Source organism: Ignavibacteriales bacterium, assembly GCA_016709765.1.
In the GTDB taxonomy this organism is placed as follows: Bacteria; Bacteroidota; Ignavibacteria; order Ignavibacteriales; family Ignavibacteriaceae; genus IGN3.
Window position 1 is genome coordinate 195977 of record JADJMD010000014.1, and the last position, 13108, is coordinate 209084.

At 35.0% G+C, this 13108-nt stretch carries 14 protein-coding genes and 1 pseudogene; 14 read left to right on the top strand and 1 reads right to left on the bottom strand.

Annotated elements, in window-relative coordinates:
• Nucleotides 1-240 precede the first annotated feature (240 nt).
• The 14 genes from IPJ23_16475 (at nucleotide 241) to IPJ23_16540 (ending at nucleotide 11200) form a co-directional block, all read left to right on the top strand.
• On the top strand, nucleotides 241-2472 hold the full coding sequence (locus IPJ23_16475) for a T9SS type A sorting domain-containing protein (protein MBK7632265.1): 2232 nt from the start codon (nucleotides 241-243) through the stop codon (nucleotides 2470-2472).
• Nucleotides 2473-2535: 63 nt separating this feature from the next.
• Complete coding sequence (locus tag IPJ23_16480) at nucleotides 2536-3864, top strand: hypothetical protein (protein ID MBK7632266.1); 1329 nt, start codon at nucleotides 2536-2538, stop codon at nucleotides 3862-3864.
• Between the two features lie 224 nt (nucleotides 3865-4088).
• Nucleotides 4089-4538 (top strand): T9SS type A sorting domain-containing protein, encoded by a 450-nt coding sequence (locus IPJ23_16485; GenBank protein MBK7632267.1) that lies wholly within the window; start codon nucleotides 4089-4091, stop codon nucleotides 4536-4538.
• Between the two features lie 146 nt (nucleotides 4539-4684).
• Entirely contained in the window at nucleotides 4685-5152 is a 468-nt protein-coding gene (locus tag IPJ23_16490) for a hypothetical protein (GenBank protein ID MBK7632268.1), read from the top strand.
• Nucleotides 5153-5369: 217 nt separating this feature from the next.
• Nucleotides 5370-6278 (top strand): T9SS type A sorting domain-containing protein, encoded by a 909-nt coding sequence (locus tag IPJ23_16495; protein ID MBK7632269.1) that lies wholly within the window; start codon nucleotides 5370-5372, stop codon nucleotides 6276-6278.
• A gap of 250 nt (nucleotides 6279-6528) precedes the next feature.
• On the top strand, nucleotides 6529-6858 hold the full coding sequence (locus IPJ23_16500; protein MBK7632270.1) for a hypothetical protein: 330 nt from the start codon (nucleotides 6529-6531) through the stop codon (nucleotides 6856-6858).
• Between the two features lie 61 nt (nucleotides 6859-6919).
• Nucleotides 6920-7162, top strand: coding sequence for a hypothetical protein (locus tag IPJ23_16505; GenBank protein ID MBK7632271.1), 243 nt, complete (start codon nucleotides 6920-6922; stop codon nucleotides 7160-7162).
• A 160-nt stretch (nucleotides 7163-7322) separates the two neighbouring features.
• Nucleotides 7323-7481: a hypothetical protein gene (locus IPJ23_16510; GenBank protein ID MBK7632272.1), complete on the top strand. Its 159-nt coding sequence runs from the start codon at nucleotides 7323-7325 to the stop codon at nucleotides 7479-7481.
• A gap of 1081 nt (nucleotides 7482-8562) precedes the next feature.
• The gene (locus tag IPJ23_16515; GenBank protein MBK7632273.1) at nucleotides 8563-9168 is read left to right on the top strand and encodes a T9SS type A sorting domain-containing protein; all 606 of its coding nucleotides are present in this window, start codon (nucleotides 8563-8565) and stop codon (nucleotides 9166-9168) included.
• 159 nt (nucleotides 9169-9327) lie between these two features.
• Nucleotides 9328-9618, top strand: coding sequence for a hypothetical protein (locus IPJ23_16520; protein MBK7632274.1), 291 nt, complete (start codon nucleotides 9328-9330; stop codon nucleotides 9616-9618).
• 6 nt (nucleotides 9619-9624) lie between these two features.
• Nucleotides 9625-9798, top strand: a complete 174-nt coding sequence (locus IPJ23_16525) for a hypothetical protein (GenBank protein ID MBK7632275.1) — start codon at nucleotides 9625-9627, stop codon at nucleotides 9796-9798.
• A gap of 176 nt (nucleotides 9799-9974) precedes the next feature.
• Nucleotides 9975-10748, top strand: a complete 774-nt coding sequence (locus IPJ23_16530; protein MBK7632276.1) for a hypothetical protein — start codon at nucleotides 9975-9977, stop codon at nucleotides 10746-10748.
• A gap of 26 nt (nucleotides 10749-10774) precedes the next feature.
• The gene (locus IPJ23_16535) at nucleotides 10775-10963 is read left to right on the top strand and encodes a hypothetical protein (GenBank protein MBK7632277.1); all 189 of its coding nucleotides are present in this window, start codon (nucleotides 10775-10777) and stop codon (nucleotides 10961-10963) included.
• A gap of 48 nt (nucleotides 10964-11011) precedes the next feature.
• Nucleotides 11012-11200 (top strand): hypothetical protein, encoded by a 189-nt coding sequence (locus IPJ23_16540; protein ID MBK7632278.1) that lies wholly within the window; start codon nucleotides 11012-11014, stop codon nucleotides 11198-11200.
• 587 nt (nucleotides 11201-11787) lie between these two features.
• Here IPJ23_16540 and IPJ23_16545 read toward each other — a convergent pair.
• Nucleotides 11788-13058 (bottom strand): annotated as a pseudogene (locus tag IPJ23_16545) (amino acid permease).
• Nucleotides 13059-13108 lie beyond the last annotated feature (50 nt).

The following is a 13108-nucleotide window of genomic DNA, read 5'->3' on the forward strand; positions in this document are numbered from 1 at the left end:
TTGATGAAAATTGGCAGAAATTTTTTTTTGTTCACATTCAGCAATCATTGGTAACTGGGAATCGAAAGTTTTTGACTTTGATAAAAATTAATAGCTAATTATAAGCAGTAAATTTTCTCTACTCCGTGCGAGAAAGAGTATAGAGTTAGTTACAGACACTTACCGAGATAACACCAAGAATACTCACACGAAGCAGACTGCTGCTAAATAATGTTTTTTATTTATTACAGTGGAGGCTTTATGAAAACCTTTCTTAAAATTATGTTTTCCTTTTTTCTTGTAACACAAATTTGTTTTGCACAGTGGTATCAACAGAATCCACTACCGACTGGCAATAATCTCAACTCTGTTACCTTTACAGACTCTAACACAGGTACGATGGTGGGAGACTACGGAACAATAATTCATACTACAGATGGAGGTGTAACGTTTACCAACCAGATGAGCGGAACGACTTATAATCTCAGAGCTGTGTCCTTTACCGATACACAGAATGGTTGGGTGGTAGGTGGAAATTGGGTGGATAGCCTGCAGACCTATATTGGTAATATAATACTTCATACTACAGACGGAGGAATAACCTGGACTCCACAAACAAGCGGAATTACAAATGGGCTGTTGGGTGTCTCCTTTCCCGACTTGAATAACGGTATAGCTGTTGGCTATATCGGTACAATTCTGAAAACCACAAACGGAGGAACAACCTGGACCCCACAAACAAGCGGAACAACAAACACTTTATTTGATGTCTCCTTTACGGATGCAATTAACGGCATAGCGGTGGGCGGGAGCGGTACAATTCTGAAAACCACAAACGGAGGAACAACTTGGACTTCACAAACAAGCGGAACGGCAGCAGAATTGTATGCAGTCTCTTTTCCCGATACAATTAACGGGGTGGTAGTTGGTTATAATATTATGGGTGGAGGTGGTATAATTTGCAGAACCACAAACGGAGGAACAGCCTGGACTTCACAAACAAATGGAATAACAAATGCGCTGTTTGATGTGTCTTTTACTGACTTGAACAACGGTTCGGTTATTAGTGATGGCGGTGGAATCCTAAGAACCACAAACGGAGGAACAACCTGGACTTCACAAATAGCACCTTTATCACGAACTATGCTGAGTGGTGTTTCCTTTTACGACTTGAATAACGGTATAGCTGTTGGCTCGACCGGTACCATACTAAAAACCACAGACGGAGGAATAAATTGGATTAGACGATCCAGTGAAAACACCGGTTTTATGCGAGGAGTATCATTTTCAGATGCAAACAACGGTACCGCTGTCGTAGGTGAGCATATTTGGTTTAGGAAAATGGGATCATCAGGATTGTCGAGAATACAATGGGGGCATATTGTGCGAACCACTGATGGTGGCAAAACCTGGTTGACACAGACAGAGGCTGTCCCCCTACTAAGTGCTGTGTGCTTTACCGACGCAAATATCGGGATCGCGGTGGGCGCAGGCTCAGAAGCTCCTGGTATATTTCGTACAACAAATGGCGGTGCTTTATGGACATCTGAAGGAATGCCTGAAGGTATTTTCAGCGACGTCTGTTTCACAGATGCGAACACTGGAACTGTAGTGGAAGGGTATGAACCTTGGGTCGGGGGAAGAATTCTCCACACCAACGATGGAACAACTACGTGGACAACGCAATGGAGTGATCCCAACATTGGGCTCAGCGGCGTCTTCTTCACTGATGAGAATACAGGAACAGTGGTCGGTAGAAGTGGAACCATTCTGCGAACAACAAATGGTGGCGAAGTATGGACGACACAATTAAGCGGTACAACAAATGACCTTCTTGATGTTCACTTTATTGATGCTAATATCGGTACAGCGGTTGGTGATAGTGGGATAATTCTCCATACCACAAATGGTGGCGCATTATGGACACCACAAATAAGCGGGACAACGTGGCTACTAAATGCCGTTTATTTTGCAAATAACTATAGTGGAACAGCAGTAGGCAGTTACCGAGAATCTGATGGAACATCCTCCCCATATGGGATAATACTTCACACCAATAATGGGGGTGATACGTGGGCAGCTCAGTCAAGCGGTATTCCTGAACCTCTCCTCAGCATTTCATTCATTGATGAATATAATGGGTGGGTAGTTGGTAAAAACGGCACCATCCTCCACACAACAAACGGCGGTGCAACTTTTGTTGAAGAAGAAAAGATTGATGAAATACCAACAACATATTCCTTGAGTAATAATTTTCCCAATCCTTTCAACCCGAGTACACAAATAAAATACTCTATTCCACAATCTTTTCAAGTAGTAATTAAAGTATTTGATGTTCTCGGTAACGAAATAGAAGCATTAGTTAACGAAGAAAAACCTGCCGGCACTTATGAGTTAAACTGGAATGCTGCTAACCTGCCAAGTGGAGTTTATTTTTACAGAATACAAACAAGTAGTTTTACGCAGACGCGTAAAATGATTTTACTGAAGTAAAAAATTAGTTAAGCCTCTCACTAAGGGAGACTTTTGTTTTAATTATTTTTATGGAGACTTGCAATGAAAAAAATTATTTCTATTATCGCAATTTCCTTCTTGCCTGTTTTAAATATTTACGCTCAAGGGGAATTATTATCTGAAGAGTTTAAGGATATAAAAGGATATCGCGAAACTGCTGCTAAACAAAAAGAAGCTTTGATAAAGCAATCTTTGGTTGAACCAGTTTTTCTAACAGCGAACAAAGAAGGTTATGATGTCAAATACTATTCTATTGATCTAGACATCAATCCCACAACTCATATTATTACTGGGAGCGTTTTGGTCCGTGCCGAGGTAGTATCCGATAGTTTGACACTAATTGATCTAGATCTGATGAATAATATGAATGTGGATTCAATAACTCAAAATTCTTCCCTCCTTACTTATACTCATTCACAAAACTTAATTACCATCGACTTATCTCAGACATACTATTCAGAAGAGATATTTGAGATAAAAATAAATTATTCAGGTACACCAGCATCTACAGGCGGATTTATTGGAACGCCCTTTGTTTTTGGCAGCTATAATTCAAAGCCCATGATTTATAGCACTGTTACTTCAGCCCGATATTGGTGGCCCTGCAAAGATTTCCCTGTTTTTCCATTTGAAGGTTATCCTTATGATAAAGCTGATTCAATGGATATCAACATTAGTGTACCGGCAAATCTTATCGTCTTATCAAACGGTAAGTTAGTTAATGTGATTGACTCCGGACAAAATAAAATCTATCAATGGCAAGAGAGGTATGCGATATTGCCTATGGCGGTATCTCTTTTTATTTATCCCTATCTAGAATATTCAGATTGGTTTAAATACTCTGATTCAGATTCGATGCAAATCAAATTCTATTATTTCGAAGACCGGTATCCCAGTATTTCTCCTTATTTTTCAAAAGCTAAAGAGATGTTAAAATTCTTTTCTGATTCATTTGGACTCTATCCATATATAAATGAAAAATATGGCTGTGCGTTATGGAATTTTTATAATTTATCGATGGCAGCTCAGTCTATGGCTGTTTTTTACTATGGTCACTCTCAAATGGAAATCTTTGTCTCGCACGAGTTATCTCACCAGTGGTGGTGGTATAGAAATAATAATGATGTTCGGCATGATTGGCTATCGGAAGGTTTCGCCGATTATAGTGCAGCATTATGGGGAGAATATAAATATGGTGAAGCTTACTATGATAATTTTATGCAGCAACAAAAATATTTTGGTAGTGGCTCAATTTATTGGGAAGATCCAGCGACCCAAAATTATGATGTAGATTTAATATATCTAAAAGGATCGTGGGTGCTTCATATGTTGCGGCATATATTGGGTGATACCACATTTTTAATGTTTTAGAATCTTATGCAACAGAACCAGCGTATGAAAATAGATTAGTAACAACAGAAGATTTTCAAAATATTGCAGAACAAGTTTCTGGTGTTGATCTTAGTGAATTTTTTCACCAATGGATTTATGAGTCTGGATATCCGACCTATACATATTCATATACATCGAGCAAGAATGCTGAGAACAATTATGATGTCGATGTTACCATCAATCAAAGTGGGCCAATATTTCAAATGCCCGTTGATATTACAGTTCGAACAGCAACGAGTGATACTACATTCATTGTTAATGTAAATCAGCAACAGAACACATTTCAATTCACTGTCGCAGAAGAACCAAATGATGTACTTTTAGACAAAGACGACTGGATTCTGTCTAAAATAATTACAAGCGTTGATGAAGATGAAGAACTAGTACTCAAGGAATATTCCTTATCACAGAACTATCCGAATCCGTTTAATAGTAATTGCGCGATAAAATATTCAATTCCAAAATCATCTCAAGTATCGTTAAAGATATTTAACGTTTTAGGGTCGGAGATAGAAATTTTGGTCGATGAAGAAAAACCTATCGGTACTTATGAGTTAAACTGGAATGCAGCTAATCTTCCAAGCGGTGTATATTTCTACAGATTGCAAGCTGAAAGTTTTGTTCAAACAAGAAAAATGATTTTGTTGAAGTAAAGGTAGAATAATTAAAGTAAGCCCCTATCAATGTTAGTTGGCAGGGGTTTATTTTTACTAAATACCAAATAAATTTTGACAATTTTATGACAACTCCTTTTTCACCGTTTATTATCTTATAAGTAGAAATTCTTAAGGACTGTAAAATGAAAAGATATCTTTCAGCAATTTTAATTCCTTGCTTGTTATTGCAATTGTTTGGTTGTTATTCAAATAAATATTTGAGTAAAGAAGAATTACGACCAAATTATTCGTATGATCCAATAATGATTACTACAAATGATGGAAGAGAATTTATTATAAAAAAGAATGTTACTATTGATAAGATTGAAAAAGATTCAACCACAATATATTGTTCTGATTTTTATTGGATAGATGATAGTCTAATTCTGTCAAAAAACAGTATCGAATTAAGTGATCAAAAAGATGGAAATGGAAATAAGATAAAAGTCGATAAAGTAGTACTCTCAAATGATGTAATTAGCAAAATCAGTGTTAGTGAATATAATGGTCCAGAGAATAGAACCGTTTTAATAGTAGCTGGAGTAATAGGTTTGACTTTATTTGGAGCGTTAATTGCTTATGCGGTAGTGACGGCTAGTGTTTCTCTTTAAATAATTAATAATATATCACATATTTTCTACATTGTCCCGACTTGCCCAGATATATCAGGGATTGCATCCTGACAGAACTACCATTCGCTCCCAGTAATTCCTGTTTTTAAATGAGTTTTTATTGCTTGCGAGCACTAAAGTCACTTTTGACAATTTTATGACAAGTCAAAATTTAGATTAGGTTATATTGCAAATAATAATTTAACGGAGAATGAAAATGAAAAGTTATCTTTTGCTTCTCTTGTTACTTGCTTCAGCAATCCAAACTGCTTTCTGCCAACAGATAAGTAATGCCAGTTTTGAAAATTGGCAAACTTTTCAAGGATATCAGGTGCCGGATTCGTTTTACACATTTGACCAAGTATTATTTCTTGGAACTGCAACAACAGAAAGAACCAACGATGCGCATACCGGACAATTCGCTGCATTACTAAGGACTATAGCAGGATTAGCGACAACTAATTTCGCCGGCTTATTAAGCTATGGCAGTTTCCGGACCATAGGAACAACCAACTATTTTTTAGGATGGCCTTTAAGTAGCCGACCAACAAAAATGAATTTCTGGTACAAATTTGAACGCGCAGGTAATGACTCCGCTATGGCTGAAGTGACCCTTTCAAAGTGGAACGGGGCTTATTCAACGATCGTCGGGACAGGAAGCCTATACATATCTTCCAATACGCCCACTTACACGGTGGCAGAGGTTCCCATATCATATTCCTCAAGTGCAAACCCAGATACAATACATTTTAGCTTCATCAGCAGTTTTAATGAAAGTCCCACTGCAGGCACGTTGTTTTATATCGATGATATTTCTTTAGATTCCGGACCTGCGGTCATAGATGACCACAATCAAAGTTCAATTTGTTTTGTACTGGATCAAAATTATCCAAATCCGTTTAATAGTTCATCAGTTATAAAATATTCAATTCCAAAATTTTCTCAAGTAACGCTAAAAATATTTAATACAATTGGAGAAGAATTAGCAACTCTTGTTAATGAAGAAAAATCAGTTGGCACTTATGAGTTAAACTGGAATGCAGCTAATCTTCCAAGCGGAATTTATTTCTATAGATTACAAGCAGGAGATTTTGTTCAGACAAGGAAGATGATTTTGTTGAAGTAAAACTCTATCCAATTATTTATAAAATCCCTATCAATGAAAGTTGGCGGGGATTTTTATTACTTGTCAGTGTAAAATATTTTTTGACATTTTTATGACAACTCCGATTATTGTAGTGATTATGTTACCTTCAGATATTTAAAGGGACTGTAAAATGAAAAAATATATTTCAGCAATTTTAATCCCTTGCTTTTTGATGCAACTATTTGGGTGTTATTCACAGAAAGAAATAACTTATAAGGAATTTTTTTCTATGCAAAACGTTAAAAATCCAATAGTTCTAACAAATAAAAATAAAGCATTCAAGCTTACAGCTGATTCGGTAAAAAATAATTATGTTATGTGGGAAGTTACTCAGGATACCCTTATCATCTTGTCCGAAACTTCAATTCCGAAAGATCATAATAATCGGAATGTTGTTCTTGATACATTAAAAATACCCTCCTCAGAAATTAAAAGTGTGTATATAGATGGTTATAATGTAGGAAATGCTGGGATAGCGATATTACTTGCTTTTGTTGTGGTTGGTGGTTTGTTAATCCTGGTCAATAACAGCGGGCCTTTTAGAAATGACAATAAATAAAAATTTTAGTTTAATTAAATAAAACCTGAAATTAATAGTAAGATTATTAGAGAGGTGTAAAATGAAAAGATATATTTCAGCAATTTTAATCCCTTGTTTTTTATTGCAATTCTTTGGATGCTATTCATACCAGGAGATAACAAAAGATGAGTTCATTAAGGCAGACAACTATGTAGATTTACTGGTTATAACAAAAAATCAACACACCTATAAATTTAATGAGGGCTATTACTTAGTCAAAGAAGATTCCATTTATGGCAATGGAAGATTTGTAAATAATAAGCTTAAGAAAAAAGATTATTAAGACTTTACAGGTAGTATTTATCTCGGAGACATCAAATCACTTAGATTTGATAGCTTCGATGCACTAAGCACAATCATATGGACCGTAATTATAGTTGGACTACCTGCATTAATGATTAGTAATAATCAATTTTTTAAGACCTTTTAAGATTAAAGGATATGTGTTAACCAGAGAAAAATCAGTTGGCACTTATGAGTTAAACTGGAATGCAGCTAATCTTCCAAGCGGAGTTTATTTCTATCAATTGAGGGCGGCTTCTCCTTCGACAACCTCGGGACAAGGTTTTGATGAGACAAAAAAGATGTTGTTAATTAAATAATCAGCTATCTTAATTATTAGGAGGTGTTATGAAATCTATCGTTGTGTGCTTTTTGTTTGTTTTTATATGTGGGATGTCTCTCCTTGGTCAAATCAATACTGGCGCAGATGGAATTCTGACTAATGACAATAACAATTATATTTCTGTAAATGAAGTAAAGATGTGGTTAGGCAATAATGGTATGGGCTCGCATAACCCAACGACCGATGGAAGCGGGTTTTATTGGCCCGGTGGCAACCAAGGTTCGATAACTTCAGTTTTTGCTGATGGCTTAGTTTGGGGTGGGATATTCAATGGTCAAACTAATGTAAATGGCAGTACATACAGATATGGTTTACAAGCAGGTAAAATATTACAAAATGGAATTGCCGATGACCCGACGCTAAGTAAATACAGAGTCTACAAAATACTATACGGATGGGAAAATCTTCCCCCTGGCCCCAGTCGAGATCAGTATGAATTAGATTATAATGAATGGCCTATGGAAGATGGTGCACCATACATAGATGTTGATGGCAACCGGGTTTATACACCAGGCGTTGACATACCAGAATATGTAGGTCACGAAACATTATGGTATGTTTCAAATGATAAGGACCCTTCTCGTACAACATTTACTTACGGCAGTACCCCTATGGGTTTAGAGTTTCAGACCACAATTTATGCTTTCGATCAGGCAAATGTTCTAGCAGATGCTGTTTTCAAAAAATATCGAATTATAAATAAAAGCAGCAACACAATAGATAGTATGTACCTTGTTTATTGGATGGATGATGATCTTGGTGATGCCAGTGATGATTATTCAGGTTGTGATACAATCCTTAATCTGGGTTACACTTACAACGGAGATAATGATGATGTGGGGTTTTATGGTTCAAATCCTCCGGCTGTAGGGCATCTATTATTACAGGGACCTATGGTTTCTGGTACGTCACAAGATAGTGCATACTTTAATAATGAATGGCGCAAAGGTTATCACAATTTACCGATGACTACATTTTCGTTTTACATAAATGGGGATCCATTTTATTCCGATCCGGATTTGGGTGTATATGATGGAACATTACAATTCTATAATTATATGAAAGGAAAGCTATGGAATGGTGATCCATATCTTGATCCAAACACAGGTAATGAAACAATTTTTCCATTAGCTGGTGACCCGGTAAATGGCACTGGGTGGTACGAAGGCGTCGGCTGGCCTGGTGGTCCTATTCCGGGAGATAGAAGGAGTATGATAAGTTCGGGTCCATTCACAATGGAGCCTGCCGACACACAAGAAGTTGTAATAGCTATATTAATGAAAAGAGGTATAAATAATATTAATAGTATAACCAAATTAAAAAATTATGCTTCTACAATACACAAGTGCTATTATAATCTTTTTACTACAGATATTGCCGGTGAGAAAGAAATATTACCAATTGAGTATTCACTCTCGCAAAACTATCCCAATCCATTTAATCCATCAACCAAATTAAGTTACAGTATTACACAACCAAGTATAGTTTCACTAAAAGTTTACGATGTGCTTGGAACCGAAATTGAAACATTAGTTAACGAAGAAAAACCTGTTGGTGTTCATGAATTAACGTGGAATGCAGCTAATCTACCAAGTGGAGTTTACTTCTACAGGTTTCAGGCAGGAGATTTTGTGCAGACTAAGAAGATGATATTGCTGAAGTAAAACTATCTTTAACCTTTTTATCAAGCCCCTATCAATAAAAGTTGGTAGGGGTTTTTTATTGCCAATTACAAATCAATTGTAATCCATTTTTTACAATTTTATGACAACTCTGCCTTTAAATTACATTAAATTAAAACCAGTCGATTTAAGAGGTGCTAAATGAAAAGATATATTTCTGCAGTATTAATACCTTGCCTTTTGTTGCAGCTGTGTGGTTGTTATTCGCTTAGAGACATTACATTGGAGGAAATGGAAAATCGGGAGGAACTAAAAATAACCACGAAAGATTCATCAGAATATAATTTAGTGCAGGATATTGATAAATCTAAAGTGCTTAAAAATCCAGGGGTTTACTATTCAAATGAATGGTTACTAAATAAAGAAGCAGAGACTATAAATTTGAAAACATATCATGCTATAGAATACTATAATCAGGTTGAAGGATGGTAAATTAAAGTGGAAACGCAAAATATCAGTTATGGGGAAATAAGTAATGTGGAGGTTGAGGAATTTAATTTGGGAGACACATTATTATTTACAGGGATTACACTTGTTAGTATTTCTGCTTTATTATTTCTAATAGCATTGGCTGGATTTGGCGGCTCAGGAGGTATGCATTGGCAGCAATAATTTCAAACGAAATGATCAAGTAAAGAATAAAAGTTATTTTTTTAACAAAGATAATCTTATGGTGGGAATTAGAAGACTCTATTACCTTATTGAACTTTTAATTTTTTTACAATTTTATGAGAACTCTATTTAATATATCAATTATAATTCTGTTGAGATTTTCAAAGAGGTCTAATATGAAAACACTTTTAGTTACTTTTTTAATAATACTCTTCGCATCAGAAAATATTCTATTCTCTCAGGAACAATTAAAACCATTTGTTTTAAGCCCATTCATTGGTGAAAAGGTTGATCGTGTTGAAGAGTCTTATTTCAATTTATTCCCAGGAGTGACATCATTCAACGAAGCGACATTTTATTTAGATGCGGATAGTTCATTATTCATCAATGTTCAGTTTTATGAAAACAACATATTAAAAGACAGTTTAATCGGTAGTACACGCTCTGCACAATTTTTAAAAGATAAAATCAATGAGGTTATTTTAAAAGATATTAAAGAGGGAAGAGTTAAAGAATTGGAATTCATTACTAAAAACAAAGAGAAATATGAGGGAACTGTTTATTCATTCAATGATGAGCAGATTAAATTAATTGATGATGGATTTGCCAAAGTAAATGATAATAAGAGGCAGGATGATTATATCTCATTATTAAATTATTCAAAAATTGAAAAGATGAAAATATATAGAAGCAGTACTACATTCAGTCTTTTATTTTCAATTATTGGTGCAGTCGGTGGTTGGTTTATAGGAGGTGCATTAGCGCCAGAACCGAAACCTGGTGAATTGGATTTTAGTGAGATAGGCACAGCCTTTTTGGGAGCTACCATAGGTAGTGTAGCTGGATATTTGGTTGGAAAGACAATTCAAGTCCCTGAAGGATATGATGCTTTAGACTCTGAAACTAAAACCATTATTAAAAGAAATAGTTTACTACCAAGTGGATTGTAATAAAATATGAAATATTGAGGTGCAAAATGAAAAAATATATTTCTGCGATTTTGATACCCTGTGTTTTAATACAATTATATGGTTGTTATTCTATGCGCGTAATTACCTCTGAACAGTTAAAAAGCTTTAAAGGTTCAAACGATATAATTATAAAAACCAATCAAAATGAAATAATGATATACAGAAAATCGAGTGAGTTTAATCCAATGGACTAGGTGGCAAGTGATAGTTCAATTAGTATTAAAACAAAGGAACGGGTTCAGTTGGAAAATTATTACAAGTTGGTTGATAAGTGCACAGAAATAAAATATAATGAAATAGAAAGTGTTGAAATAGAAAAATTAAATATACTCACAACAGCGTTATTGACAGCCGGAATATTGAGCATAATTGCACTTGGTGTTGCAGCTTCACAGCTATCAGGATTTCCAGAGGACGGGATTCTAAAATAAATTCCGGGAATATCCAGAGTTATTAAAAAGTTAAATGGAGATGCCCTATCAATGAAAGTTGGCAGGGGTTTTAATTCACTTTTTTTTAAATAATTGGAGACATTTTGGAGACTAGTGTGAAAATGCTTTAATTTTACTTTATTTTTAAACAATTTTTAATTTGAATCAAGTCCCTGACTCTCCGCTAAGTCCTTATATTATAAGGAGTTACGGACATATTTTTATTATTCTGCAACCGCACGTTCTAAAAAGCAATTTTAATCCATTTTCTTACCTTTTACGAACCTATCATTAAGAATAAAATCAGAAAAGTTGATTCAATCCTCACTCTGTAATCTGTATTTATTTGATTATAGAAATAGATTACCAATTACGAAAAATTCTATTCAACAGCTAAGTTGATCAGATATTGTGCTATTATATATAAACAAGAAAAACATTTTTTTTGTAGTTACGGTATCAGACGACCCAAGGGGACTCAGCAAGTTTATTAAATTACTTGAATCTATTCGCTTGAAAATTTGGTGGTCGGCGTTGAGTCACTTAATATGGGTTTATTGAAATATCTTTATAAAGATTAATAAAGTTCATCCAACAAATTTTCGTTTTTTAAGGTAGCGATAGACATATTCTAAAATTAACGCAGCCAATAAAGTTATTATCGTACCATAAAAAGCACTCCGTTGTGTTTGCCACTGATAATATACTAGCACTAAAAAAACAATTAAGAGAATTATAACATTTAGCAGGATAAAACCTTTATTACCACCATAATTATCTGCAAGGCGATAATGAGAAATTAAAACAAAAATATATATAATAGTAAAAATTGCACTTGTTATTGTCGCTATTGCACCAATATCAAAGGTGAGTGCAAAGAACAATCCCAATGCAGCGGTGATGTATAAACCTTCTGTACATTTGAACCAGATTGTAGTTCACCATCCTTAGCAAGAGAATAGGCGATATTTGCTCCACCATAAAGTGTAGCGTTTAAAGCAGATGATATTGAAAAGAGTGCTCCAATTGAAATTAGTATAAATCCAAAACTTCCGAGAAAAGGTTTTGCAGCAACTGCAAGTGCATTATCCTGTGCCTTTATAAGTTCAGCAATTGAAAGATTTCCTATAGCAACGAATGAAACGGCAACATAAACAAACATAACAACTGCAATGCTTATAAAAATTGCAAGAGGCACGTTCTTTTTTGGATTTGTCATATTTTCCGATGCATTTGTTACAAGTCCAAAACCCATATAAGAGAGAAAAAAGACAACTGCTGCAGAGAGTGTGCCATTCAAACCATCTGCACTAAGAGAGGGAACAATATAATCGTGGTTTATTTGTAGAAATCCTAACAAAATAAACACTCCTAAAATGGAAAGCTTTATTAGTACAATATAAAATTCTAATCTACCCACAGCCTTACTCCCCAGTGAATTAATAGCTGTAAAAAAAGCTATTAATAACACTTCTGTTATGCCCAGAGATAAATGCGAAACACTAATGCTTAGCAAGGGAAGGAAATAACCTGCAAATCCTTTTGCGAACAAAGAGATTGAAACAACATAACTCAACCACATTAATATAGCTAATGCTCCGGTAACAATATTGTCTCCAATTCCTTGAAGTATAAAAGCTATTGGGCCTGCATTGGATATTATTTTGCCGCCAAGTTTTGCATAAGAATAAGCGACTAACAAAGCAAATATTCCTGAAAGAATAAAAGCCTCAGGCAAATTTTGACCTGCAATTTTTGCACCTACACCAAAAATTGAGAATATACTTGCTCCAATCATCGTTCCCACCGCCATCGCAACAGCTTGCCAGAGCCCTATCTTTTTATTCTTTGATTCCAATACAATACTTATATAAGTTTTTTATATCTTATCAATTAAGCCTGATTATG

Excerpts from the sequence above, each read along its gene's own strand:
- IPJ23_16475 (MBK7632265.1), top strand. The coding sequence starts at position 241 with ATGAAAACCTTTCTTAAAATTATGTTTTCCTTTTTTCTTGTAACACAA.
- IPJ23_16480 (MBK7632266.1), top strand. The coding sequence starts at position 2,536 with ATGAAAAAAATTATTTCTATTATCGCAATTTCCTTCTTGCCTGTTTTA.
- IPJ23_16485 (MBK7632267.1), top strand. The coding sequence starts at position 4,089 with ATGCCCGTTGATATTACAGTTCGAACAGCAACGAGTGATACTACATTC.
- IPJ23_16490 (MBK7632268.1), top strand. The coding sequence starts at position 4,685 with ATGAAAAGATATCTTTCAGCAATTTTAATTCCTTGCTTGTTATTGCAA.
- IPJ23_16495 (MBK7632269.1), top strand. The coding sequence starts at position 5,370 with ATGAAAAGTTATCTTTTGCTTCTCTTGTTACTTGCTTCAGCAATCCAA.
- IPJ23_16500 (MBK7632270.1), top strand. The coding sequence starts at position 6,529 with ATGCAAAACGTTAAAAATCCAATAGTTCTAACAAATAAAAATAAAGCA.
- IPJ23_16505 (MBK7632271.1), top strand. The coding sequence starts at position 6,920 with ATGAAAAGATATATTTCAGCAATTTTAATCCCTTGTTTTTTATTGCAA.
- IPJ23_16515 (MBK7632273.1), top strand. The coding sequence starts at position 8,563 with ATGAAAGGAAAGCTATGGAATGGTGATCCATATCTTGATCCAAACACA.
- IPJ23_16520 (MBK7632274.1), top strand. The coding sequence starts at position 9,328 with ATGAAAAGATATATTTCTGCAGTATTAATACCTTGCCTTTTGTTGCAG.
- IPJ23_16530 (MBK7632276.1), top strand. The coding sequence starts at position 9,975 with ATGAAAACACTTTTAGTTACTTTTTTAATAATACTCTTCGCATCAGAA.
- IPJ23_16535 (MBK7632277.1), top strand. The coding sequence starts at position 10,775 with ATGAAAAAATATATTTCTGCGATTTTGATACCCTGTGTTTTAATACAA.